Origin of the sequence: Clostridium fermenticellae, from assembly GCF_003600355.1 — a bacterium.
GTDB classification, from domain to species: domain Bacteria; phylum Bacillota; class Clostridia; order Clostridiales; family Clostridiaceae; genus Clostridium_AV; species Clostridium_AV fermenticellae.
This window is the reverse complement of record NZ_CP032416.1, coordinates 2,350,307-2,376,321: the sequence shown is the minus strand read 5'-3', so window position 1 is coordinate 2,376,321 and position 26,015 is coordinate 2,350,307. Positions and strand designations below refer to the sequence as shown.

Here is a 26,015-nt window from a genome sequence, read left to right as displayed (position 1 = left end):
GAAGAGAGGTAAATTCGATTATGTTTAAGAGACACAGAAGATTAAGAGCTAATTCTACTATAAGAGATATGGTAAGAGAGACAGTTTTAAACCCAAATGATTTTATATATCCTATATTTGTGGTTGAAGGACACAATATAAAAAGTGAAATATCATCACTTAAAGGCAATTATCATTATTCAATAGATATGCTCGACGATATAATAGAAAAAGTTAAACAATTAGGAGTAAAGGGTGTTATTTTATTTGGTATTCCCGATCATAAAGATGAAGTAGCAACCCCGGCATTTGAGGAAAATGGTATAGTGCAGAGGGCAGTTAAAAAAATTAAAGCTTTAGCACCAGAGCTTTATGTTATAACAGATGTGTGCATGTGTGAGTATACAAGCCATGGCCACTGCGGAATAATTCATGGACATGAAGTCGATAATGACGATACATTAGAATATATAGCAAAAATTGCATTATCACATGCAAAATCGGGTGCGGATATGGTTGCACCTTCAGATATGATGGATGGAAGGGTGCTTTTAATAAGAAATATTTTAGATGAAAATGGATTTAAGAATGTACCTATAATGTCGTATAGTGCAAAATATTGTTCTGCATTTTACGGTCCATTTAGAGAGGCTGCGAATTCGGCACCTAAGTTTGGTAATAGAAAGAGCTATCAGATGGATCCGGCTAATGTAAGAGAGGCTATGCTTGAAATAGAGGATGATATAAATGAAGGAGCAGATATAATAATGGTTAAACCGGCTATGTCATATCTTGATGTGGTGAGATTAGCAAGAGATAGATATGATCTTCCGATTGCAGCTTACAACGTAAGTGGTGAATATGCAATGGTTAAAGCTGCGGCAGAAATGGGATATATAGATGAAAAAGCAGTTGCAATGGAGATGCTCACTTCAATTAAAAGGGCTGGTGCTAATATGATAATAACATATTTTGCACTTGATGCCTGTAAATGGCTTAGAGAAGAATAGTTATTGAGGTGGAAAACTATGAAAAGTATAATTATATCCTCCGATAGAAGTGGGGGAGGAAAGACTACAGTAACTTTGGGAATTATGCGGGCTCTTATGAAAAAAGGATTTAGTGTACAAGGATATAAGGTGGGACCGGATTATATAGATCCTGCCTTCCACACATTTATAACAAACAGACCATCCAGAAATCTTGATTTATATTTTATGGGAGAAGATGGTGTAAAAGCTTCATTTAGCAGGGGAAATGGTGACCTTGGAATTGTAGAGGGAGTTATGGGGTTATATGATGGGCTTTTAATAGATTCAAAATATTCTACAGCCCATGTTGCAAAAACTCTGGGTCTTCCGGTAATACTTGTTATATCACCTAAAGCTCAAAGCACAACATTATGTGCAGAGATAAATGGAATTGTAAATTTCGAAGATATAAATATAGCAGGAATAATATTTAATAATATAACCCAAAGCTATTATGAGCTTGTAAATGCGGTTGTTAATAAGAACTGTAGTGTAGATGTGCTGGGATTTATACCTAAAAATGATAAGCTTGTTTTAAAAAGCAGGCATCTGGGACTTGTGCAAAGCAGTGAAATAGAGGATTTAAATGAAAAAATAGATGTATGCAGTGAACTTGTGCTTAAATATGTTGATGTGGATAAATTAGTCAGGTGTTTTAAAAAATCAGGTGATTTTAAAAACAATGATAATTACCACATGAAAAATAAAAGATTGAGGATAGCTGTACCGTATGACAGGGCATTCAGCTTTTATTATACTGAAAATATTGAATTGCTAAAAGAAATAGGAGAGGTTGAGTTTTTCAGTCCTCTTAAGGATAAAAAACTTCCGGAAAATACTAATTTTATGTATATTGGCGGAGGGTATCCAGAGGTATTTGCGAGTGAGTTAAGTTACAATAAAGATATGCTTTTAAGTGTAAAAGGTAAACTTGAGAATGGTTTAAGATGTTATGCAGAATGTGGAGGCCTCATGTATTTGACACAGGGTATACAAAATATAGATGGAGATAAAACCTTTGAAATGGTTGGCTTCTTTAATGGGGAGACTCACATGACAAAGAAACTGCAGAATTTTGGATATGCGTCCATAAAGGTTCGTGAAAGTAATAATATACTGCCATGCAGTATGACTATAAATTGCCATGAATTTCACAAATCTTATGTAAATTTAAAGGAAAATACAATTTATGATGTTACAAAACGGAAGTACGATAATTCACTTAAGGTGTGGAAATGTGGATATTTAAAACGTAATACATTAGCTAGTTATGCACATGTCCACTTTTTTGGAAATTTAGATATGTTAGATCATCTTACTGATGTGTAGAGGGGAAATAAAGATTATGGGTTTATTAGAAGAAACAATTAAGTCAATTAAACCACAGGACGCGGAAGCAGTAAAAAAAGCATGGGTTAGGATAGATAATTTAACAAAACCTATAGGCAGTCTGGGTGAACTTGAAGAAATAGCCGCCAAAATAGCCGGGATTACAGGTAAGGTCTATAATGAAATACACAAAAAAGATACAATTATAATGTGTGCAGATAATGGAGTGTGGGAAGAGGGAGTAAGCAATTGTGAACAAAAGTCAACTATGACAGTTACAAATAATTTTACAAGAGGAATAACGGGAATATGTACTCTGTCTAAGGTCAATAATGCAGATATTACTGTAGTTGATATTGGGGTGAAGGGCGATTTTGATAATTCTAAAATTATAGACAAAAAAATAGCTTATGGAACTAAAAATATGGCAAAGGGGCCAGCAATGACACGTGAAGAAGCTGTTAGAGCTATAGAAGCTGGAATTGAAGTTACAGATGAACTGGTTAAAAAGGGATATGATCTCTTTGGAACAGGAGAAATGGGCATATGTAACACAAGTACCAGTTCGGCAGTATTAAGTGTTCTTTCTAAAATATCAGTAGAAACTGTCGTTGGAAAGGGAGCTGGTCTTACAGAAGAACAGCTTGTAAATAAAAAAAATGTAATTAAGAGAGCCATATATATAAACAATCCTGATAGAAATGATCCGATTGATGTTATTTCAAAGGTTGGTGGGTTTGATATAGCAGGACTCTGTGGATGTTTTTTATCGGCTGCTAAAAATAGAGTACCAATTGTAATAGATGGATTTATATCTTCAGCAGCGGCAATTTGTGCATACAGATTGTGCGAGTACGTGAGAGACTTTATGTTTCCATCACATTGTTCTTTAGAACCGGGTTCTATTTATATGATGAAAGAACTTAAATTAAGTCCAATGCTTAATTTAAGAATGAGACTTGGTGAGGGAACTGGTTGTCCACTTGCCTTTAATATAATAGAATCTGCAATTTATACAATCAATAATATGGCTACATTTGAGGAGGCAACTATAAATAAGGATTTTTATATAGATATAAGATAGATTGGAGAATAGTTTTATGAAAGATTATATTAAGAGCCCGATGGAAATTGAAAAGAAAAGTTTTGATATAATAGGAAAAGAAATGGGAGCACACAATTTTTCAGATACAGAACTTAAAATAGTGAAAAGAGTCATACATACAACAGCTGATTTTGAATATAAAGATTTAATTTATATAAGAGAAAGATCAATTGAGAAGGCAATTGAACTTTTAAAAAGTGGAGTTACAATATATACTGATACTAATATGGCAGCATCCGGTATAAATAAAAATGCGATTAAAAGACTAAACTGTAGTGTAGAATGTTTTGTATCGCGGGAAGATGTTTTTAAAGAAGCCAAAGAAAAGGGGATAACACGTTCTATGGCGGCAGTTGAAAAAGCGTGCAGTGAGGGGGTTAAGTTTTTTGTGTTTGGAAATGCACCTACTGCACTTTTCAAATTAAAGGAGCTTACACTTAAAGGGCAGGCTTCACCGGAATTTATAATTGGGGCTCCAATTGGATTTGTGGGAGCAGCAGAATCAAAAATTGAGATAGAAAAGCTAAATACTCCGATGATAACAGTGAGGGGAAGAAAGGGAGGCAGCGGTGTTGCTGCAGCTATTGTAAATGCTCTTATGTATATTATATTGAGATAGGAATCTAGGTGTGTAGTTATGTTTGATATGTATGTAAATTGCGATGGCAAAAAATTGAGATGTGGTTATACCACAGGATCTTGTGCAGCAGCTGCCGCAAAAGCTGCGACTAAGATGTTGTACTTTGAACCAGAAATTAGAGAGATAAATATAGATACTCCAAGTGGAATTGAGCTTTTAATTAATATAGACCAAATAGTAAAAGATGATGGCTTTGTTGAATGTTCTGTGATAAAGGATGCAGGAGATGATCCGGATGTTACAGATGGTATAGATATATGGGCCCGGGCCAGAAGGATAAGAAATGGATATGTTTTAAAAGGTGGAAGAGGAATTGGAATAGTGAACGGTGACGGGCTATATGTAAAAAAAGGAGAATATGCTATAAATCCAGTTCCAAGAAAAATGATAGAGAAGGAAGTTAAAGAAGTACTTCCAAAATGGGCGGGAGTGGAGATAACTATTTTTGTTCCTAAAGGCCGTGAAATAGCAAGGAAAACATTTAATCCACGTTTAAACATACTTGGCGGTATTTCTATTCTGGGAACTACAGGAATAGTTGTTCCTATGTCGGAAGAGGCATTGAAACAGTCGATAGAACTTGAAATAAACCAAAAGTTTGCGAATGGAAAAAAGGATCTTATACTTTTATTTGGAAGTATGGGAGAAAATATGGCATGTAAGCTTAGATTAGATAAGGATAAAATGGTAATATGCTCAAATTATATAGGATTTGCTTTGAATGTATGCTCCGAAAAGAAAATATCTAAGATACTGGTAGTAGGACATATAGGCAAGTTGTGTAAACTGGCATCTGGATGTTTTAATACTCACAGCAGGGTATGTGATGTCAGATTGGAGACAATTGCCCTTGAACTTGCACTTATGGGTGCAGATACTAATATAGTGAGAAAAGTATATAATGAAAAAACTACAGAGGGAGCTGTTGAACTTCTTGGAGGAGGATACGATAAACTTTACGAAAATATTGGAGAAAAAATAAAAAATAGGATAGAACAATATACTTATAATACCATAAAAGCAGATGTGATAATGTATTCAATGGGAAAAGGTGTGCTTTATAGCAGTATTCGTGCTAAAGATTAGATTATTTTGAGTAGGTGGGATTAATGTGGGAATATATATAATTGGTATAGGGCCGGGAAGTGAGGAGTATGTGCTCCCGAAAGCCGTAGATATAATGAAAAAATCAGATGTTATACTTGGATTCCACAGGGCAATTGATAGTTTGCATTTTTTATGTGGCAAAAAAATCATTGTAAGAAGGTTGTCCGAAATAATTGATTATATAAATGAGTATAAAGATAAAACTGTATCTATAGCAGCATCTGGAGACCCACTTTTTTACGGAATTACAAATTATATTAAAAATAATTATGATGGAGAAATTCATGTTATTCCGGGGATTAGTTCGTTTCAATATATGATGGCAAAACTTTGCATGAGTTGGCAGGGAAGTTTTCTTGGAAGTCTTCATGGAAGAGAAGATGAATTTTTGGAGGCAGTCGAAAAAAATAAAATATCAATATGGCTTACTGATGCCAGGCACTCACCTGGATATATAATTGATAAATTAAATCGAGGTAACATAAATGCAAAGATGTGTATAGGTGAGAATTTGTCTTATGAAGATGAAAAGATAACAGAGGTTTATATAAAAGGTCTAAACGGTATAAGCTGCAGTGATTTATGTGTTGTAGTTATTGAAAACCTTGATTTAGATTAAATTTTAAGTATGAGAGGAAAAGATATGTTTTACATAAAAGATTCTGAATTTATAAGGGAAAATGGTATCCCTATGACAAAGGAAGAAGTTAGAATGCTCAGTATATCTAAAATGGAACTTGAGGAAGCTTCCAGAGTTCTCGATGTGGGGGCAGGAACTGGGTCAATTAGCATTCAAGCCGCCAGAGAATGTGTTTCTGGAGAAGTTGTGGCAATTGAAAAAGAGAAGGATGCAGTAGAACTTATAGAAATGAACATGAAAAAATTCAATGTAAAAAATCTTAACATAATAGAAGGAGAGGCAATTAAAGTAAAGGATAGTGTAAAAGGTGAATTTGATGCTGTATTCATAGGTGGAAGTGGTGGAAATATAGAAGATATAATAAGAGAATATTCTTTAAAGCTTAAATGCAATGGAAAAATAGTTTTGAATTTTATTACACTTGACAATCTATATAAAGCTATGAGTATTCTTAGGAAACTTTGCTATGATGTAGAATGTATACAAGTCGGAATAAGCAGAGTAAGGCAGGATACTTATATGATGACGGCAAATAATAGTGTATTTATTTTGTCAGGTAGAAAAACCGGGGGGAATAAACATGAGTAATGAATCTGTAAAATCTGGGATCTTGTATGGTATAGGCGTTGGACCCGGGGATGCAGAACTGCTCACTTTAAAGGCAGTTAATACTATAAAAAAGGCTGATGTAATTGTTGCACCATCTGCACATGAAAATGGCAAAAGTATAGCTTTAAATACGGTTAAGGATTTTATAGGTGAGGGAAAAGAGGTTATTATAAAACATTTTCCTATGGGGAGTAAGGACCAGGAGGATAAGGTATATCTTGCATTTAAATCAATAGAAGAGAAGCTAATGGAAGGAAAGGATGTGGCATTTCTTACGATAGGAGATCCATTTATTTACAGTACATATATATATCTATTAAGGTATATAAAGGAAAAAGGATATAAAACAGAAACAATACCTGGAATAACTTCTTTCTGTGCAGCAGCAAGTGCTGCAGGGGAAACTATAGTCATAGGTGATGAAGGACTTTTAGTGATACCAGCATCGAAGGTTGATACTATACGTGATGAAAAATTTGTAGTTATTATGAAATTATATAAGTCAGAAGAAAAAGTACTGGATATTTTAGATAAGAAGGGTTTTAAATATGTGTGCGTAAAAAGGGCTTATAGGTATGGACAGCAAATTTTAAGAGTTAGAGAAGAAATACTGAAAAATAAAGATTATATGTCTTTGATTTTGGCAAAAAGATAGGAGGCATAATATGAAAAATTTGGTTTACTTTATAGGAGCGGGTCCGGGAGATCCTGATTTGATTACTGTAAAAGGCAGAAATTTAATATCGGATGCAGATATTATAATATATGCTGGTTCACTTGTGAGCAGTGATCATTTTAAATACTGCAAGGATAAGGTTCAAATATTTAATTCTGCATCAATGACATTAAAGGAAGTTATAGGTACAATAAAAAACTATTTTTTTCAGGGTAAAAAGATAGTCAGGCTTCAGACTGGAGATCCTTCGATATATGGGGCAATAAAAGAGCAGATGGATGAACTCCAAAAATTAAATATACCATATGAGGTAGTTCCGGGTGTTAGTTCATTTACAGCAGCAGCTGCGGCAATAAACAGGGAATTTACTCTTCCAAATGTAAGCCAGACGGTTATACTCACACGTGCGGAAGGCAGGACACCTGTTCCACAAAATGAGGATCTTGAAAGACTTGCATCAATAGGAGCCTCTATGGCATTATTCCTTTCAGTTGGAATGATAGATAAGGTAGTATCAAAACTAAGGAAAGGTTACGGAAGAAATGTACCTGTTGCAGTTATTCAAAGGGCAACATGGGGAGATCAGAAGTGTGTTGTGGGAACTCTTGATGATATATCTAAAAAAGTCAAGGATGCAAATATAACAAGAACGGCGCAAATATTAGTTGGTGATTTTATAGACTGCAGATACGATAATAGTCTCCTTTACGATGAAAACTTTTCCCACATGTTTAGAGGAAGTAAAAATGAAGATAGCGGTAATTAGCGTTACAAATAGCGGAGATACTATTTCTCAAAAAATTAAAAGTAAATTTGATGCAGTTCTGTTTAAAAAATCTGATGTAAAAAATAAGGGGATTAACAATATAATCAAGGATATCATTAGTCTATACGATGCAGTAATATTTGTAAGTTCTACAGGTATAGCGGTAAGGGCATGTGCACCTTATATTATAAGTAAAGATAAAGATCCTGCAATTTTGGTCGTAGATAGTGCTGCCAAGTTTGTTATAAGTCTTTTAAGCGGGCATTTAGGCGGTGCAAATGAATTGACACTTGAAGTCTCTAAGCTACTTTCAGCAGTGCCTGTTATAACAACTGCAACAGATAATATGGGAGTAGAGGCGCCGGATACTATTGCTAAAAAAAATAAACTCGTAATTGATAATCTTAAAAATGTTAAAGATATTTCATCACTTTTAGTTGATAAAAAAAGGGTTGCTTTTATGGATCTTAGGAATCTGATAGCTTTGCCAAAAGGATATGAGGAAAGTTTAAATGATGCTGATGGATTAGTATATGTAACACATAACTTAAAGGACGATTTTAGTGAATTTAAAGGACAGTCAATTTTGAAGCTGATAAGAAAGGATATTGTTCTTGGAATAGGCTGCAGAAAGAACTTTGAATTTATGGATATGAAAAATAGAGTTTTAGAGTTTTTAAGACAGTACAATATAGATACCCGATCAGTTAAGATTATTTCTACAGTTGAGATAAAAAAAGATGAACAGGCAATAATTAATCTTGCAGATTATTTTGATGCTGAATTCAGAATTTGTAGTCTTCATGATATAAAAAAAATCCAATATAAATATGAAGGCAGTGACTTTGTAGAAAAGACTATAGGTGTAAGATCTGTATGTGAACCTTGTGTTGAAATTGTAGGAGCAAAACCTGTAACAGTTAAGATAAAATTACAGGGTATGACTGTGTGTATGGGTGTACTTTGAAGCCAAATTTATTAGAAAGGAGGTTTAAAGTTTATGGGAAAACTGTATGTAGTCAGCATAGGACCTGGAGGGCTTGAATATATGACAATAAAGGCCCTTGATGTAATAAAAAAAAGTGATGTTATAGTTGGATATACTAAATATATTGAACTTATAGGTGATTTAATTAAGGATAAGATTGTATTTTCAACAGGAATGCATGGAGAAATTGAAAGATGCAAAAAGGCACTTGAGCTTTCAAAAGACAATACTGTATCAATAATAAGTACTGGAGATGCTGGAATATATGGAATGGCAGGACTTATATTAGAACTTAAAAAAGATGAGGATGTAGAAATAATACCGGGAGTTACTGCTTCATCATCGGCGGCATCTATATTGGGAGCACCACTTATGCATGACAACTGTAATATAAGTTTAAGCGATCTTATGACTCCATATGAAATCATAAAGAAGAGAGTTGAATTTGCCGCAAAAGGTGATTTTGTAATATCACTTTATAATCCGCGAAGCAAGGGAAGACCGAATTATTTAATGGAATGTATCAATATAATAAAAAATTATAGAAAAGGAGATACACCTGCGGCAGTTGTAAAAAATGCGTTGAGAAATGAACAAAAATATAAAATATTTACACTTGATACATTTGATGATTTCGGTGTTGATATGCTCTCAATAGTTATAATCGGGAATAGTTTAAGTTTTGTTAAAAATGGAGAATTCATAACACCCAGAGGATACAATATTAATAGAAAAGGATGATTTATATGAATAAAAAAGCCATATTAGTTGTAAGCTTTGGAACTAGTATAAAGACAGCATTTGAATCATGTATAGAAAGTACTGAAAATGCTATAAGAGAGAGTTTTAAGGACTATGAGGTAAGAAGGGCGTTTACATCATATATTATAATAAAAAAATTAAAGGCAGAAAAAAATATTGTTATAGATACACCACAGGAAGCACTTAAAAAGTTGAAAGATGATGGTTTTGATGAGGTTTATATTCAACCGCTTCATATAATGCCTGGAGATGAGTACAATAAAATTGTTGATAAAGTGCGAATTTATAAAGATGATTTTGAAAAATTTGTTCTTGGAAGGCCGATGCTATATAGAACTGAAGATTATTTCAAAACAGTGGAGGCATTAAAGAAACAGATTCCTAAATTAGAAAAAAACAATTGTGTAATATTAATGGGACATGGTTCAGAACATCCGATAAATGCAGCTTATGCATTACTTCAATATATATTGGATGAGGCAAAACCTGGTAATGTATATGTAGCTACAGTAGAAGGATACCCTATGCTTAAGCAAGTAATATCGAAGCTTGAAGAAAGAAACATAAAAGAAGTTATGCTTATGCCATTCATGTTGGTGGCTGGCGATCATGCTATTAATGATATGGCAGGAAATCGTGATGATTCATGGAAGAATATACTTGAAAAGCATGGATTTAAAGTAAGTCTTTATATGCATGGGCTAGGAGAAAATAAGGCATTTCAACAAATATATATACATCACATTTTAGATTCTATAGATGGGAATCCAATGCTTGAAAAATAGTCATGGATTTTTCAAATGGGGAGATTATTATTTATGATAGGATTAATTTTAGGTACGTCAGAGGGAAAAAAGATATTGTCGCTTTTAAATGGATTTACCAATGATATATTTGTATCTACTGCGACAAATTATGGAGGACAACTTCTTGAAAATTATAAATATAAGGTCTTAAATACAGAACCTTTAAAATTCGAAGATTTAATATATACTTTTAGAAAAAATAAGGTGAACATACTTTTAGATGCATCCCACCCATATGCCATAGAAATCACACAAAATGCAATTAAAGCGTGTGAAATTCTGAAGATAAAATATTTAAGGTATGAGAGACCTTCTTGTCTAAATAAATTTGGAAGTAATTCACATATACTTAAAATAAATGGTTATGAGGAACTTAAAAGTGTGTTAAAAGATATAGATGGGAATGTATTAAATACAAGTGGAAGCAGAAATATAAAAAAAATATTATCTTTAAACATAAAAAATAGAATGATACATAGAGTTCTGCCTTCGGCTAAGGCTATATCTGAATGTTACCAGAATGGAATAAGTGTAGATGACATAATAGCAATCAAAGGACCTATAAGCTATGATTTAAATTGCAGTTTTATAAGAGAGTATGATGTAAGGGCTATGATAATGAAGGACAGTGGAATTCAAGGAGGCACCTTTGAAAAGATAAAATCGTGTATTGATAATGACATATATGCAATAGTAATAGGGAGAAAAAAAGGTAATTACAAAAATGTATTTTATAGTGAAGAAGAGGCTGTAAATTTTATAAAAAAAGAAGTGAAGGGTGTATTTTATGGAGGCTAAAGTCAGATATCCCGGAAGCTTTGGAGAAGTGATTCAGGGCAAAGTAAGTGGACATGATATGCTGCTGTCCTGTCCTGTTAATGTTTATACTAATGTTAAAATATACGAGACAAACAATCCTACAAACAAGAACAAGTATGAAAAATCATCTATATTTCTATACAATGTATTGAAGGAGTGGAATCTTGAAGGTCTTTATAAGAATATGGATATAGAAATAAATTCTGATATACCATGTGGTAAGGGAATGGCAAGCAGTACAGCCGATCTTTGTGCACTTTATTATTGTTTGATAAAAATGTTTGACAGACAATTTAATGAAGATGAATTAAAAAATGAATGCATAAGAATTGAACCGACAGACAGCATAATTTATGACAAAATGACTTTATTTGATTATAAATTTGGCAATACAGTCTATAAGATAGGCAGTTACTTTAAATATAATATTCTTGCATTTGAAGGAAGGAATATAGTGAATACTGTAGAATTTAATAATAGAGTTCTTCCAAGTTTAAGTGATGTAGATGATTTAATACCATATTTAAAACAGGCTGTTCAAGAGAAAAATTCAGAGAAACTTTCTTTTGTGTCAACGGAGAGCATACTTAGAAATCAAAAAAGGCTTAAGTATGATTGGATTGAAGAAATTATTAGGATAAAAAATAACACAGGAGGACTTGGAATCATTGGTGCACACAGTGGCAGCGTCCTTGGAATTATATATGATGACAAGCAAAAAACAGAATTTGCTTTAAAAACTTTAAAAAACTATTCTAATTTGTTCAGTATATACTCATTAAAGACTTTAATGGGAATAAGAATTATATAAACAGGGTTTTAAAATTGCTATATGAAAGGAAGATTTTAAAAATGGAAAAAGGTTATATTCAAGTTTATACAGGCAATGGTAAAGGGAAAACTACAGCTGCACTTGGCCTTAGTCTGAGAGCAGTATGTGCAGGTAAGAAAGTATTCTTTGGACAATTTATAAAAGGTATGGATTACAGTGAATTGAATGCATACAAATATTTACCCGGATTTAAAATGGAGCAATTTGGTTTAGATCATTTTATAAATGATGAAACACGTGAAGAGGATGTAGTCAATGCTGAAAAAGGTCTTCGCAGAGCTAATGAGATTTTAAAGAGCGGGATGTATGATATTGTAGTTCTTGATGAAATAAATATTGCACTTTACTATAATTTGATTTCTGTAGATGCTGTAAAAGAACTGCTTAACAATAAGCCTGAGAATGTTGAGATGATACTTACAGGCAGATATGCAAAAGATGATATAATAAATATGGCGGATTTAGTAACTGAAATGAAAGAAGTTAAACACTATTTTGAAAAAGGTGTTATGGCAAGAAAAGGAATAGAGAATTAGATATACTATTTTGTCGATTTTAAAAAAATATTATTGACTTATTTAATATAGTATAGTACAATTACCAAGTAAGTTAATTATATGGCCTCTTGGTCAAGCGGTTAAGACGCCACCCTCTCAAGGTGGAATCAGGGGTTCGATTCCCCTAGTGGCTACCATACGTTGAAACAAGTGAGTTTTCAATAGAAAGTTCACTTGTTTTTTGTATTTTAACACATTAGTTTTAGATAGGTATATAAATTTAACTAAATTTGAAAGTTTATATTAAGGCCGTTCTTTATACCATTTAAATATTCATTTTTCTTTTCTTCAACATTTGATTTGTTTCTATCATAAAATTGTCTTCTTAAAATTTTTCTATTATAAACCCTATAACAAACACATGTTTGGATGTTAAAAAGCTAAATTATTGTAGAAAATTGAAAATAGAGTTAAAATATTATATAATTTGGCTGTAATATAATGTCAAAGGGGGGACGAAATTATGGACTTTAAAAATAATGTAAATAAGTACCTATTAGGACTTATTACAGCTATTTTCTTATTTGTTGGTGTAGGTTGTTCTGATACAAGCAGTTCAAATAATTCTGCTGTTCAAAAGAATACCACATTAACAGCACAATCACAAAAGCAAACTAAAGAGACTGCGGTTAAATCGCCTATAAAAACAGAAAAGGCAATGGTAACCAGGCATGTGGATGGAGATACTGTCTATGTAAAATTGGAAAATGGCACTGAAACAAAAATTAGATTGATAGGTGTAAACACTCCAGAAAGTACAACAAAACATGAAGAGTATGGAGAAGAGGCTTCTAATTATACAAAATCACAGTTGCTTGGCAAAACTGTATATCTTGAGAAAGACACAAGCGATACTGATAAGTATGGAAGATTATTAAGATATGTATGGCTAGAGCAACCAACAGAAATAAATGAAGACCAGATTAAAACTAAGATGTTTAATGCTATTTTAGCGATAAACGGCTATGCGGAACAATCAACCTACCCACCAGATGTAAAATATGCTGATTACTTTAAAGAGTTTGCTGCATATGCTAGAGAGAATAATAAAGGCCTTTGGGCAATAAACCATAATGGGACAACCAAAGGTGATGGTATAGAAGCACCATCAACATCAAGCAGTAATTCTTCAAGTAGTAGATCTTCATCTTCTAACAATGACAATGCTACGGTTCAGCAAAATCAAACACAACAAGTATCACAAAGTAATAATCAAACTGCTACTGTTTATGTAACTAATACAGGTAAAAAATATCATTCCGCAGGTTGTAAGTATTTGAGAAAGAGTCAAATATCAATTAGTTTAAGTGATGCCAAGGCACAAGGATATGAACCTTGCAGTGTTTGCAATCCGCCACAATAATAAGAGGCTATTTTTATAACTTTTTTCAGACTAACTTAAACTTTCATTTGTAAATCCTATATGATGTAGCATATATTGTGTCGATAAATAATATTTATTAACAACATATATTACTATTAGAAAATTTTATATATTTTTTGATGAATTAATGTTATAATTGTATTAAAATATTTTTATTGGAGGGGATTAAAATGACTAAATTACATCAAATTTATAAATGTGAATTATGTGGAAATATTGTTGAGGTAGTTGATCCGAAAGGTGGACAACTAGTATGCTGTGGTCAGCCTATGACTTTACAAACTGAAAACACAGTTGATGCCGCACAAGAAAAACATATTCCTGTAATAGAAAAATCAGGTAATGAAGTAGTAGTCAAAGTTGGAAGTGTAGAACACCCTATGTTGGAAAATCATTATATACAGTGGATTGAGCTTCAAACTCCTAAAAATATATATAGAAGATATTTGAAACCAGGTGAAAAACCAGAAGCAATTTTCAAAATCAATGAAGATACTGTATGTGCAAGAGCATATTGTAATTTACATGGTTTATGGAAAGCAGAATAAGTTTTGTATTTGGAGGTAATAAAATGGAATTAAAAGGAAGCAAGACAGAAAAAAATTTATTAGAAGCATTTTCAGGTGAATCTCAGGCGAGAAATAAGTATACTTATTTTGCCTCGACTGCAAAAAAGGAAGGCTATGAGCAAATTTCTGAGATATTTAAATTGACAGCAGATAATGAAAAAGAACATGCAAAGATATGGTTTAAACTTTTAAGTGGTATAGGTGAGACACCGGAAAATTTAAAATCTGCAGCCGGTGGTGAACATTATGAGTGGACTGAAATGTATAAAAACTTTGCAAAAGAAGCTGAACAAGAGGGTTTTGATGATATAGCCAGATTATTTACTATGGTAGCAGGAATTGAAAAACACCATGAAGAGAGATATAATGAGCTTCTGAAAAATATAAAAGAGAATAAGGTTTTTATCAAGAATGAAAAAAAGACATGGGTATGTAGAAATTGTGGGTTTGTGTATATTGGGGAAAGTGCACCTGAAAAGTGTCCTGTATGTTCACACCCTAAAGCATATTTTGAGTTGCAATCCCAAAACTGGTAATATTTTTAATTGATTATGTAAATTTGAATATTTTATTATATAAGGCTCAGTTGTGTATACTGAGTCTTATATTTTTTGGCCTTTTATTTAATTCTAAAATCATATAACTCCGCGGACTGAGTCATAAAATTATAATAAAAAAATATATATATATAAAGTTAAGGTGCAAAAAACGTAGATGCAAATGTGTAAAATTAGGAGGACGATTGATATATGGGAAGGTATAATTCACAATATGAAGATTACTATAGCTTACTTAGAAAAAAAAACAATATAAGACATCCAGTTAAGTATAATAGTAATGGATTTAATAACAATTCAAAAAATAGGAATTCCCAAAGTAACTATTTTATGAAAAGAATAATAAGAGATCTTTCAGGTGTTTTAATACTTTTCTTGATAATTATAAGTTGTAAGGTTATGGTTAATCCAAAAACACAAGCAGTTTATAGTTATTCTAAACAGTTAATAAATAAAACATATGATTATAAAACTATTGTTGCTCAGATTGAAAATATAAAGTTCAATGATCTTCAAAATTGGTTTCAAAATTTTATTGAAAATTTAAAATCCAAAGTTTCGGGAATGAATAATGTAGACTACAAGATAAAAGAAAATTTCATATCACCTGTAAATGGAATTCAAACATCAACATTTGGATATAGAACAGATCCCATAACAAATGAAAGAAGTTTTCATGATGGCATAGATATAGCAGTTAGTGAAAATTCAGGTGTAAAGTCAGTTTATTATGGTAAGGTAAAAGATTGTGGAAATAATAGCAGTGGATATGGAAATTATATATTAATTGACCATGGAAGTGGTATAGAAAGTAAATATGCTCATTTGAAAAAAATACTTGTGAAAAAAAATGGAGCAGTAAAAAAAGGACAAATTATAGCTGAGAGTGGAGATACTGGTAAATCTACAGGTCCGCACCTTCACTTTGAAATTTTATGCAATGGGCAAAAAGAGAATCCAAATAAATACTTCAAGATAGTCAAAAAATAATGAATAGGAGTTAAACCATTGTGATTAAATTTAATAGATATTTTATTCCATACATTATTTTTTTATTTATCATAGGTTATAAAGGACATATAATATATGCTGTATTAATTGTAATGTCACATGAGATTGTACATTATATATTTGCCAGAATTTATGGATTTTATGGATTGGGAATAGAATTCAAACCTGTTGGTACTTCATTAAATTTTAAAGCACTTGATGATGCTGAGCCAAAACAGGATTTGATAATATCTTTGTCAGGGCCTGTATTTAATCTTATAATGGCTTTGATTTTTTATTTTTTTAGTAAAAGATATCACTTTGATCAATTGAATATACTTTTTTTAGGAAATTTAGCGATAGGAATATTTAATTTGATACCAGGATTTCCTTTAGACGGCGGGAGGATTTTAAGAGATCTGCTCTGCTGCAGATATAATTATAGAAAATCCAATAAAATAATGATAAATATAAGTATTATAATTGGAATTTTACTTATGTTTTTTTATGTACTTTTATTTTTTAAAGGTTTTAATAATTTTAGTATTGGTATAGTCGGAATTTTTATAATAATAACATCATTAAAAGAAAATGAAAGGATACCATATATAATCATGGGAGATATAATTAAAAAAAGATATAAATTTATGAAAAAAGGATATATTGAAAACAAGCTTGTTTCAGTATATTATAAAAAGGATCTTTTAAGTTTGATGAGTATTTTTGATAAAAATAAATATAATGTTTTTATCATACTGGATGACCAGATGAAAGTGCTTGATATAGTATATGAAAATGATATAGTAGAAGGGCTTAAAATCTATGGTAATATTACAATTGAAGAATTCTTAAATAAGTCAGATGGAAACTTATAATATATGGTTTGTAATTCCAAGCTTACGTATAACTTAAGCTTGGAATTACAAACCATATATATAAAGTTATTATTGTTGTGATAAAATATAGAGATATAAGAAATACTTACGGAGGATAATAAATGAATAAAATTTCGGATGATATATTGTTTAAAGTTGAAAAACCAGCACGTTATATAGGAGGAGAATTTAATTCCTATAATAAAGATATAGAAAAGATGGATATCAGATATGCTTTTTGTTTTCCTGATGTCTATGAAGTTGGAATGTCACATCTAGGTATGAAAATACTTTATTACATTCTAAATGAAAGAAAAGACACGTTTTGTGAAAGAGTTTTTGCACCATGGCCCGATATGGAAGACCTCATGAGGAAAAATAATATACCGCTTTATGCACTTGAGAGTAAGGATCCATTAAAAAAGTTTGACTTTTTAGGGTTTACACTTCAGTATGAGATGAGTTACTCAAACATATTAAATATGCTTGATTTATCGGGAATACCTGTAAGGGCATCAGAAAGATCAGAAGACGATCCTATAATAATGTGTGGAGGGCCATGTGCGTATAATCCCGAGCCACTTTATGATATAGCTGATTTTTTTGCTATGGGTGAGGGGGAAGAACAGATGAGCGAGATAATGGATCTCTATAGAGAGTATAAAAACAGGAAGAGCAAAAAACAATTTTTAAGAGAACTATCTCATATAGATGGTATTTATGTACCATCACTTTATACAGTCGATTATAATAAAGATGGTACAATAAAAGAATTTAAGCCGATATACGATGATGTCCCTAAAAGGATAAAAAAGAGAATAATAAATAATTTTAATGATGTTTCATATCCTGATAAACTTGTTGTACCGTATATTGATATAGTACATGATAGAATAGTTCTTGAAACTTTTAGAGGATGTACTAGAGGATGTAGATTTTGTCAGGCAGGAATGATATATAGACCTGTTAGAGAAAAGAAGACAGATAGGCTTTTAGAGTTGGCGGAAAAATTAATACATAGTACTGGATATCCGGAGATATCTTTGACATCATTGAGTATATGTGATTATTCGGATATACAGAATTTGATACATAGTTTGGTTAGAAAACATGAAAAAGATAAGGTCGGAGTGTCTCTTCCATCACTCAGAATTGATTCGTTTTTTGTTGATCTCATAAATGAAATTCAGAAGATCAGAAAGACAGGACTGACATTTGCCCCTGAGGCAGGTACTCAGAGGATGAGAGATGTGATAAATAAAGGAGTAACAGAGCAGGATTTAATGAATTCTGTAAGAAGTGCATTTGAATCGGGATGGTCTACTATAAAACTTTATTTTATGATAGGACTTCCATATGAAACCATGGATGATGTTAGTGGAATAGCGGAACTTGCCTATAAGGTCACTAAGGAATATTATGAAGTTCCTAAACAAGTAAGAAGAAAGGGACTTAAGGTTACAGTGAGTACGTCTACATTTGTGCCTAAACCATTTACACCTTTTCAATGGTCACCTCAAGCGAGAATGGGTGACATAAAAGAAAAAATAAGTAATCTGAGAGGACTCATAAAGAACAGGAATGTGGTTTATAACTGGCATGATACACCTTTAAGTTATCTTGAAGCAATATTTGCAAGGGGAGATAGAAAACTTTGTGATGTTCTTGTTAAAGCTTTTGAAAATGGAGTCAAATTTGATGGCTGGGCAGAGTATTTTAATTTTGATGCGTGGATGAAAGCATTTAGAGAATGTAATATAGATGGTGACTTTTATGCATATAGACAAAGGGAATATGATGAAATATTGCCCTGGGATTTTGTAGATGTGGGAGTTGATAAGAATTTTTTGATACGTGAAAATGAAAAAGCTAAAAAGGCTGAAGTGACTCCTGATTGCAGAAAAGGTTGCAAGGGATGCGGAGTGAATAATAATTTGGATGGGAAGTGTTTTGAAGGTGCGCTATTTAGTGAAGTTTAGTAAAGAGGATATTATAAAATTTGTTGGACATCTTGATCTTATGAGGACTATTCAGAGAATGCTCAGAAGGTCAGGTCTCCCTTTGGAATTTTCTAAAGGTTTTAATCCACATGTTAATATATCACTTGCACAACCTTTAGCTGTTGGAGTTTATTCATCTGGAGATTATATGGATCTAGAACTCAGAGAAGATGTAGATCCGCAAATTATATTGGATAAATTGAATGAGGTTGCTCCGCCAGGAATAAAAATATTTAAAGCAGTTAAGGTAAATAAAGCTAAAAATATAAAAGTATTTAAAGCCATGGCAGCGGTGGATGCTGCAAAATATTTAATAAATATTAAGTATTTAGACAAAATTTCAATAAAAACTAGTATTGAGAACTTATTAAAAATGGAGAAATGGGAAACTTTAAAAAAGAGTAAAACTAAAGAAGCGAGGGTTGATATAAAACCAATGATAAAAAGATTTAACTACAAGATAGAAGAAAATGTTTTGATTGTAGAAGTTTTGGTTCTATGTGGCAGCAGACAAAATCTTTCTCCGGTACTCATTGCAAAATTTATACAGGATAATACGTATGGGGCAAATTTGGATGCTTTTATTGATATAAAGAGAGAAGAAATGTATGCAAATTCAGAAAAAGGTTTAGTTCCTCTTTATGAAGCAGCAGAAAATTGTAATCAATAATATTATAAGAGAAGGTGATCTGATTGAAGGAAATGTTTGTAGAAAGGCATGAGGATCTTTTGAGAATAGTTATAAGGAATGATGGAGTAATTGAGGAATATTTTATGGAAGAGGATTCTTGTGTACCATGTTATGGAGAAATATATTTAGGAATTGTGAAGAATGTTGTGCCTTCTATTGGATGCGCTTTTATAGATATAGGATATGAGAAAAATGCATATATTTATGTTGATGAAAAATTTAATAATGGTAATTTAAAAAAGGGAGACAGTATAATAGTTCAAATAGTTAAAGAAGGTTCTTATGATAAAGGACCAAGAGTTACGGGTGATATAAGTATACCTGGAGTCTATTCAGCCTTAATTACATCAAACACCATGGTTAATTTTTCTAAAAAAATAACTGACAGAGATTTTAAAGAATATATTATACATAATATAAAAAAACCAAAAGATACAGGAGTAATGCTCAGAACTGCTGCTGGGAATGCAAAAATAGAAGATATAAATAATGAAATGAAAAAACTGTATATTTTATATAATGATGTCATTATGAAAGCTAATTATAATACTAAGTCAGGAATTTTATTTAATAATGGCGGCATTATAGGGAAAATACTTAGGGATAGAGTTAGCTTTTATAATCTTAGTGTATATTTGAATGACGAAAAGGATTATATTTCTATAAAAAACTTTTTGGAAGATTCATTGTATAACGAAATGGAATCTAAAATTTTTATAGGAAAGCCTAATTTATTTGAACATTACGGTATAGAAAATGAACTTCTAAAGCTTTTAAATGATCGAATTTATCTTAAATGTGGGGGATATATAGTTATTAATAAAACTGAGGCTATGTATGTCATAGATGTTAATTCAGGTAAAAATATTAAGAACTATACCAAGGAAAGAACAGCTTATAATACCAATTATGAGGCTGCAGAGGAAATAGCAAGGCAAATAAGACTTAGAAATTTGAGTGGTATAATAGTTGTGGATTTTATAGATATGAAAGATGAATTAAACAAATGTAAAGTAATAGATAAACTTAAAAATGGTTTCTGTGATGATAAAAACAAGACTGCAGTTTATCCTTTTACGGAACTTAATCTGGTGCAGATAGCTCGCAAAAGGGTAAATAGATCATTGTATGAATATATATATGAAAATTGTGATGTGTGCAGTGGAAAAGGAAAAAGGTTAAAATTTTCTTATTTATGTATGTTAATAAGAAATAAAATAGAAGAAAGAGTATGTGGAAATAATATAAAGAATATACATATAACATTAAATACTATATATGAGCGAAGTGTTGAGAGTAATATGTTACAGTTTATAAGAAATATTAATGCATTATGCTTAAATATATATTTAACATATGACTCAAAGCTTTATTATAAGGTTGAGCCACTTATATTTTCAAGCCAAATAAATGCATTAAGTGACTTTAATGTCTATACATCCAATCATAGTATATAATATAGATAATTGTGAGGAATACAGCATAAAAATGCTTTACAAATAATATACCATATGTTAAAATGACTGATGTAGGCCGCACAGATTAGGTTTTTAAACATATACATATGTACCTTAATGGCGAGACTGGATAGAGGAGGTGTTTTATATGTATGCAGTTTTAGTTACTGGAGGAAAACAGTACCAGGTTTCAGAAGGAGACGTTATATACGTTGAAAAATTAGAAGCTGAAGTAGATAGTACAGTTGAAATAGATAACGTTCTTGCAGTTTCAAAAGACAATGGAGAGTTCGTAGTAGGAACCCCTGCAGTTGAAGGAGCAAAAGTTACAGCTAAAGTAGTTGCTCAGGGAAAAAGCAAAAAAATTGTTGTATTCAAGTACAAGAGAAAGAAAGACTACAGAAAAAAACAAGGTCACAGACAGCCGTACACTAAATTACAAATAGAAAAAATAGATGCATAATTATGGTTAATGTAGAGTTTGTTAAAAAATCTGGCAATTTTGTTTCGGCAAGACTAAAAGGTCATGCTGAGTCAACTAATCAAGAATTTGATATGGTATGTAGTGCTGTTTCGGTTATATCACAGACTATTCTAATTGGCATGTTAGAGGTTTTGAAGGTTAATGCTGAATATACTATAGATAATGGTTTTTTGGATTTTTCTATTGAAAGGTTATCAGACGAGAATATAGAGGAATGCCAGGTACTTATAAAGACAATGTTGTTAGGTTTGAAAAATCTTGAAATAAGTTACGGAGATTATATAAAAATTGGTGTAAAGGAGGTGTGGTAGATATGTTACTAATAAACCTTCAGTTATTTGCTCATAAAAAAGGAATGGGTAGCACAAGAAATGGCAGAGATAGTGAATCAAAAAGACTTGGTACTAAATGTGCTGATGGACAATTTGTTTTAGCTGGAAATATATTAGTTAGACAAAGAGGAACAAAGATTCATCCAGGAGATAATGTTGGAAAAGGTGGAGACGATACTTTGTTCGCAAAAATAGATGGAGTAGTTAAATACGAAAGAGTAGGAAAGAGTAAAAAGAAAGCTAGTGTTTATCCTGTAGATATTGAAAAGGTAGCAGCAGAAATGGCAGAATAGCTTATGATAAGGCACCCTGACGTAGGGTGCTTTTTTTGAAACCTTATTAGCTTAATTTTTTAATTATTGGTGGTGATGTTATATGAATAATATTGAAGAATATATTAATCTTATGAGAAAGCAGCGTCATGATTTTATGAACGATATTCAAATTGTATATGGCTATCTGCAGATGAGCGACGTTGATAAGGCAACCAATTATTTGGAAAAGTTAGGTAAACGAAATGCAATTATAAGTTCTATATATGCGTTAGAAGATAATTATTTTGGACTATGTCTTGAGGAAAATATAACAGCTATTTCACGAAAAGGCTATTTTATTGAAGCCAATGTGGAAATAGACAAATTTTATATAAGGTTTTTTGAAAAAGATTATATTAAAAAAAGTAATTTAGTAAAAAATATATTTAATAGGTTTGAAAATAATAATTGTAAAAATATTTATATATACATTTTTGAAGATAAGATAGGTCAAAGCTTTCTTATATCAAATAATGAAAATCTTGGTGACGAATTGAATTGGATGGAAAATTGGGACTCTATGGATTTAGATATTGAAGGATTTAAATTACACAAATATAGCTATGGAGATGATTTGGGATATAGAGTTACATTTCTATTATAAAAAGAGGAGTTGGAAATAGTGTTTGTTGATACAGCAAGAATATTTGTAAAATCCGGAGATGGTGGTGATGGATCTGTTTCTTTTAGAAGAGAGAAATATGTTCCATTTGGAGGTCCTGATGGAGGAGATGGCGGCAGAGGTGGTGATGTCATATTAATAGCTAATTCTAATATAACAACACTTCTGGACTTTGCTTATAAAAAAAAGTACAAAGCTGAGAACGGAGGAAATGGTTCCGGATCAAAATGCTTTGGAAGGGATGGAAATACTTTATGTATAACTGTTCCAGTTGGAACAGTTATAAGAGATATAAATAGTGATAGGATAATGGCTGATTTGTCACATGAGGGAGATAAATGTATAGTAGCCAAAGGTGGCAAAGGTGGAAGAGGAAATGTTAGATTTGCTACATCCACAAGGCAGGCGCCTGATTTTGCTGAACCAGGAATGCCAGGAGAAGAAAGATACATATCACTTGAATTAAAGGTGCTTGCTGATGTTGGATTAGTTGGATTTCCAAATGTAGGTAAGTCAACGATTTTATCTGTAGTAACTAAGGCTAGACCCAAAATAGCAAATTATCATTTCACAACATTGAATCCTAATTTAGGTGTGGTTGACATACCTAAAATAACAAGTTTTGTAATAGCTGATATTCCGGGAATAATTGAAGGAGCATCAGAAGGTGTCGGATTGGGCATTCAATTTTTAAGACATATTGAAAGAACCAGATTATTAATACATGTAGTAGATATTTCTGGTATTGAAGGAAGAGATCCTTTTGATGATTTTATAAAAATAAATGAAGAGCTGAAAAAGTATGATGTGAAACTATGGGATAGACCTCAAATAATTGCTGCAAATAAAGCTGATATGTTGTATGATGAACAAGTTTTTGAAGACTTTAAACAAAAGGTATCAAAACTCGGATATGATAAGGTATTTAAAATATCTGCTGCAACAAAGCAGGGAATTGATGAACTTATGAAAGAAGCCGCTAGAATGCTAAGTACGATTCCTATTGTAGACAGTCATATATCAGATGATGAAAAGTTTGTACCAGAAGAAAAGAAATTTACATATAAAATAAGAAAAGAAGAGGATACTTACATAGTAGAGGGCAGCTTTGTTGATAGGCTGCTTGCAAGTGTAAATGTAAATGATCCAGATGAACTGAGGTATTTTCATAAAGTACTTAAAAATAAGGGAGTACTTGATGAACTTAAGAGTATGGGAATAAAAGACGGAGACACTGTGGTTTTGAATGATTTCCAATTTGAATATATGCTGTAATAAGATTTTTATTTAAGTTGTCTGCATGGGAGAGATATTATATGATAAAAAAGGCTATTTTTGGTGGGACCTTTGATCCTATTCATAATGGACATTTGCATATAGCTTACGAAGCCCTATATAAATTCAATTTAGAAAAGGTTATATTTGTTCCATCCGGCAATCCGCCTCATAAATTAAATGAAAATATAACTGATGCAAACTTGAGATATACAATGGTTAAAAAAGCTATAAAACAGGAGAACAGTTTTTGCTTAAGTGATTATGAAATAAAAAATCATAATTTAAGCTATACATATAAAACTCTTAAATATTTTAATAGTTTGGAAAAGCATACTGAATGGTACTTTATAACAGGTGTTGATTGTCTTATGGATATAGAAAGTTGGAAGAATTATGAACAGATTCTTAAGTTATGTAATTTTGTGGTTTTTAATAGACCGGGTTATTCAATAAAAGATATAGAATCTAAGAAAAACAAGTTGGAAAATAAGTATAATAGTAATATAATATTATTGGATATACCTCTTTTGGATATATCGTCGACTAATATAAGAAAATCGATAAAAATGGGTAGAAATGTAAGCTATTTATTGCCGTATGATGTCTATAACATGATAAAAAGATTGAAATTGTATGAAAAATAAATAAATGTTATTATTTTGGAGTGATTTATGGTATGTGGAATGAAAATGATATAATAGATTATTTAAAGAACCATCTTAAACCTGAAAGATATGAACATAGCTTAAGTGTCAGAGATACTGCTGTAAAGCTTGCTCAAATTTATGGGGCAGATATCTATAAGGCAAGGATTGCTGGCTTAGCGCATGATTGCGCTAAAAATATGAGTGATAATGATTTACTTGATATGGCACTTTCTCATAATATAAAAGTAGATAATGTATGTATGGAAAATCCTAAATTATTGCATGGAATTATAGGTGCGATAGTTGCAAAAGAAAAATTTGGTATAGAGGATGATGAAATTTTAAGTTCGATTGCATATCATACAACTGGAAAAAAGGATATGAGTCTTCTCCAAAAGGTTATATACATAGCAGATTATGTAGAACCACTTAGAGACTTCCCTGGTGTTCAGGAATTGAGGGAAGAGGTTACACGTGATTTAAATAAATCGATACTTATGGCTTTTAACAATACCATTAAATGTGTTATTGATAAAGGACAGCTTTTACATGTTGATACTATAAAAGGAAGAAATTATATACTGCGTTTTGCCCAATAATTTATCAAAGGTGAAAATTTTATTATTAGTTTTGAGAAAGTACTATATAATTAGTGTTTAATAAAGTTAGTATTTGCATGTCTTAATATAAATAGTATATAGATTATATTTATTGGCATGTAACTTGCTAAACTTATTAATATAATATAATTTTTTAGGAGGTTTTTAATTATGGAAAAAGTAATAATAAGCACAACTAAAGCACCAGGAGCTGTTGGCCCATATTCACAAGCTGTCAAGGTAGGAAATTTATTATTTACATCAGGTCAAATACCACTAGATCCATCAACTGGTTCATTGGTATCTGATGATATAAAGAAAGCTACAGAGAGATCTTTAGAAAATATAAAAGCTTTATTAGAAGAAGCAGGAACATCTTTTGATAAGGTTGTAAAAACAACTGTTTATGTAAAAAACATGAGTGATTTTGGTGATGTAAATGAAGTTTATGCAAAATATTTTAATAAAGATATGCCAGCAAGATCTTGTGTAGAAGTAAAACTTCCAAAGGATGCATTGGTTGAAGTCGAAGTAATTGCACTTATAGATTAAATTTAAGTACATAGGTGT

General features: G+C 31.5%; 31 protein-coding genes and 1 tRNA gene. All 32 read left to right on the top strand.

The window, feature by feature from the left end; genetic code table 11:
- Positions 1-20 precede the first annotated feature (20 nt).
- The 32 genes from hemB to D4Z93_RS10925 all read left to right on the top strand — a co-directional run bounded on the left by hemB (position 21) and on the right by D4Z93_RS10925 (position 25,997).
- Positions 21-989, top strand: coding sequence for a porphobilinogen synthase (gene hemB, locus D4Z93_RS11080; protein WP_119973544.1), 969 nt, complete (start codon positions 21-23; stop codon positions 987-989).
- An 18-nt stretch (positions 990-1,007) separates the two neighbouring features.
- Positions 1,008-2,339 (top strand): cobyrinic acid a,c-diamide synthase CobB, encoded by a 1,332-nt coding sequence (locus D4Z93_RS11075; RefSeq protein WP_119973543.1) that lies wholly within the window; start codon positions 1,008-1,010, stop codon positions 2,337-2,339.
- Between the two features lie 16 nt (positions 2,340-2,355).
- Positions 2,356-3,423 (top strand): nicotinate-nucleotide--dimethylbenzimidazole phosphoribosyltransferase, encoded by a 1,068-nt coding sequence (gene cobT / locus D4Z93_RS11070; RefSeq protein WP_119973541.1) that lies wholly within the window; start codon positions 2,356-2,358, stop codon positions 3,421-3,423.
- Between the two features lie 16 nt (positions 3,424-3,439).
- Positions 3,440-4,063: a precorrin-8X methylmutase gene (locus D4Z93_RS11065; protein ID WP_119973539.1), complete on the top strand. Its 624-nt coding sequence runs from the start codon at positions 3,440-3,442 to the stop codon at positions 4,061-4,063.
- 18 nt (positions 4,064-4,081) lie between these two features.
- Positions 4,082-5,170, top strand: coding sequence for a cobalt-precorrin-5B (C(1))-methyltransferase CbiD (gene cbiD / locus D4Z93_RS11060; protein ID WP_119973538.1), 1,089 nt, complete (start codon positions 4,082-4,084; stop codon positions 5,168-5,170).
- A gap of 19 nt (positions 5,171-5,189) precedes the next feature.
- Positions 5,190-5,810 (top strand): precorrin-6y C5,15-methyltransferase (decarboxylating) subunit CbiE, encoded by a 621-nt coding sequence (cbiE, locus tag D4Z93_RS11055; protein WP_119973536.1) that lies wholly within the window; start codon positions 5,190-5,192, stop codon positions 5,808-5,810.
- Positions 5,811-5,834: 24 nt separating this feature from the next.
- Positions 5,835-6,419 (top strand): precorrin-6Y C5,15-methyltransferase (decarboxylating) subunit CbiT, encoded by a 585-nt coding sequence (gene cbiT, locus D4Z93_RS11050; RefSeq protein WP_119973534.1) that lies wholly within the window; start codon positions 5,835-5,837, stop codon positions 6,417-6,419.
- Entirely contained in the window at positions 6,412-7,095 is a 684-nt protein-coding gene (locus D4Z93_RS11045) for a cobalt-factor II C(20)-methyltransferase (RefSeq protein ID WP_119973532.1), read from the top strand. Before cbiT ends, D4Z93_RS11045 begins: the two co-directional genes overlap by 8 nt.
- 10 nt (positions 7,096-7,105) lie before the next feature.
- Entirely contained in the window at positions 7,106-7,882 is a 777-nt protein-coding gene (cobM, locus tag D4Z93_RS11040; protein WP_119973530.1) for a precorrin-4 C(11)-methyltransferase, read from the top strand.
- Positions 7,863-8,849, top strand: a complete 987-nt coding sequence (gene cbiG, locus D4Z93_RS11035; protein WP_119973528.1) for a cobalt-precorrin 5A hydrolase — start codon at positions 7,863-7,865, stop codon at positions 8,847-8,849. Before cobM ends, cbiG begins: the two co-directional genes overlap by 20 nt.
- Before the next feature lie 33 nt (positions 8,850-8,882).
- Complete coding sequence (cobJ, locus tag D4Z93_RS11030; protein WP_119973527.1) at positions 8,883-9,611, top strand: precorrin-3B C(17)-methyltransferase; 729 nt, start codon at positions 8,883-8,885, stop codon at positions 9,609-9,611.
- Positions 9,611-10,417 (top strand): sirohydrochlorin cobaltochelatase, encoded by an 807-nt coding sequence (locus D4Z93_RS11025; protein ID WP_199798440.1) that lies wholly within the window; start codon positions 9,611-9,613, stop codon positions 10,415-10,417. The genes cobJ and D4Z93_RS11025 overlap by 1 nt, the downstream gene beginning before the upstream one ends.
- A 33-nt stretch (positions 10,418-10,450) precedes the next feature.
- A complete protein-coding gene (locus D4Z93_RS11020) occupies positions 10,451-11,236 on the top strand; it encodes a cobalt-precorrin-6A reductase (RefSeq protein ID WP_119973523.1) in 786 nt (261 codons plus the stop codon).
- Positions 11,226-12,068 carry a GHMP family kinase ATP-binding protein gene (locus tag D4Z93_RS11015; protein ID WP_119973522.1) on the top strand — a complete coding sequence of 281 codons (843 nt, stop codon included), beginning with the start codon at positions 11,226-11,228 and terminating at the stop codon, positions 12,066-12,068. Before D4Z93_RS11020 ends, D4Z93_RS11015 begins: the two co-directional genes overlap by 11 nt.
- Before the next feature lie 41 nt (positions 12,069-12,109).
- Positions 12,110-12,625 carry a cob(I)yrinic acid a,c-diamide adenosyltransferase gene (cobO, locus tag D4Z93_RS11010; protein ID WP_119973520.1) on the top strand — a complete coding sequence of 172 codons (516 nt, stop codon included), beginning with the start codon at positions 12,110-12,112 and terminating at the stop codon, positions 12,623-12,625.
- Between the two features lie 83 nt (positions 12,626-12,708).
- Positions 12,709-12,783, top strand: a tRNA-Glu gene (locus D4Z93_RS11005).
- Between the two features lie 326 nt (positions 12,784-13,109).
- A complete protein-coding gene (locus tag D4Z93_RS11000) occupies positions 13,110-14,009 on the top strand; it encodes a thermonuclease family protein (protein WP_119973519.1) in 900 nt (299 codons plus the stop codon).
- Positions 14,010-14,200: 191 nt separating this feature from the next.
- Positions 14,201-14,578 carry a desulfoferrodoxin gene (locus tag D4Z93_RS10995; RefSeq protein WP_119973517.1) on the top strand — a complete coding sequence of 126 codons (378 nt, stop codon included), beginning with the start codon at positions 14,201-14,203 and terminating at the stop codon, positions 14,576-14,578.
- Positions 14,579-14,601: 23 nt separating this feature from the next.
- Positions 14,602-15,135, top strand: coding sequence for a rubrerythrin (gene rbr, locus D4Z93_RS10990; RefSeq protein ID WP_119973515.1), 534 nt, complete (start codon positions 14,602-14,604; stop codon positions 15,133-15,135).
- Positions 15,136-15,348: 213 nt separating this feature from the next.
- Positions 15,349-16,146 carry a M23 family metallopeptidase gene (locus tag D4Z93_RS10985; RefSeq protein WP_119973514.1) on the top strand — a complete coding sequence of 266 codons (798 nt, stop codon included), beginning with the start codon at positions 15,349-15,351 and terminating at the stop codon, positions 16,144-16,146.
- Positions 16,147-16,166: 20 nt separating this feature from the next.
- On the top strand, positions 16,167-17,021 hold the full coding sequence (locus D4Z93_RS10980; RefSeq protein ID WP_119973512.1) for a site-2 protease family protein: 855 nt from the start codon (positions 16,167-16,169) through the stop codon (positions 17,019-17,021).
- 122 nt (positions 17,022-17,143) lie between these two features.
- Positions 17,144-19,000, top strand: a complete 1,857-nt coding sequence (locus tag D4Z93_RS10975; protein ID WP_119973510.1) for a TIGR03960 family B12-binding radical SAM protein — start codon at positions 17,144-17,146, stop codon at positions 18,998-19,000.
- A complete protein-coding gene (locus tag D4Z93_RS10970) occupies positions 18,972-19,691 on the top strand; it encodes a TIGR03936 family radical SAM-associated protein (RefSeq protein ID WP_119973508.1) in 720 nt (239 codons plus the stop codon). Before D4Z93_RS10975 ends, D4Z93_RS10970 begins: the two co-directional genes overlap by 29 nt.
- Before the next feature lie 23 nt (positions 19,692-19,714).
- Positions 19,715-21,169 (top strand): ribonuclease E/G, encoded by a 1,455-nt coding sequence (locus tag D4Z93_RS10965; protein ID WP_119973506.1) that lies wholly within the window; start codon positions 19,715-19,717, stop codon positions 21,167-21,169.
- A gap of 148 nt (positions 21,170-21,317) precedes the next feature.
- Positions 21,318-21,632, top strand: coding sequence for a 50S ribosomal protein L21 (gene rplU / locus D4Z93_RS10960; RefSeq protein ID WP_119973505.1), 315 nt, complete (start codon positions 21,318-21,320; stop codon positions 21,630-21,632).
- 2 nt (positions 21,633-21,634) lie between these two features.
- The gene (locus D4Z93_RS10955) at positions 21,635-21,964 is read left to right on the top strand and encodes a ribosomal-processing cysteine protease Prp (RefSeq protein ID WP_119973503.1); all 330 of its coding nucleotides are present in this window, start codon (positions 21,635-21,637) and stop codon (positions 21,962-21,964) included.
- A 2-nt stretch (positions 21,965-21,966) separates the two neighbouring features.
- Positions 21,967-22,278, top strand: coding sequence for a 50S ribosomal protein L27 (gene rpmA, locus D4Z93_RS10950; protein ID WP_119973501.1), 312 nt, complete (start codon positions 21,967-21,969; stop codon positions 22,276-22,278).
- A gap of 82 nt (positions 22,279-22,360) precedes the next feature.
- A complete protein-coding gene (locus D4Z93_RS10945) occupies positions 22,361-22,903 on the top strand; it encodes a Spo0B domain-containing protein (RefSeq protein ID WP_119973499.1) in 543 nt (180 codons plus the stop codon).
- 18 nt (positions 22,904-22,921) lie between these two features.
- A complete protein-coding gene (gene obgE, locus D4Z93_RS10940; RefSeq protein WP_119973498.1) occupies positions 22,922-24,196 on the top strand; it encodes a GTPase ObgE in 1,275 nt (424 codons plus the stop codon).
- Between the two features lie 41 nt (positions 24,197-24,237).
- Positions 24,238-24,843 carry a nicotinate-nucleotide adenylyltransferase gene (gene nadD / locus D4Z93_RS10935; RefSeq protein ID WP_119973496.1) on the top strand — a complete coding sequence of 202 codons (606 nt, stop codon included), beginning with the start codon at positions 24,238-24,240 and terminating at the stop codon, positions 24,841-24,843.
- Positions 24,844-24,875: 32 nt separating this feature from the next.
- Positions 24,876-25,445 carry a bis(5'-nucleosyl)-tetraphosphatase (symmetrical) YqeK gene (gene yqeK / locus D4Z93_RS10930; protein ID WP_119973494.1) on the top strand — a complete coding sequence of 190 codons (570 nt, stop codon included), beginning with the start codon at positions 24,876-24,878 and terminating at the stop codon, positions 25,443-25,445.
- Positions 25,446-25,616: 171 nt separating this feature from the next.
- Complete coding sequence (locus D4Z93_RS10925; protein ID WP_119973493.1) at positions 25,617-25,997, top strand: RidA family protein; 381 nt, start codon at positions 25,617-25,619, stop codon at positions 25,995-25,997.
- The last annotated feature ends 18 nt before the right edge of the window (positions 25,998-26,015 follow it).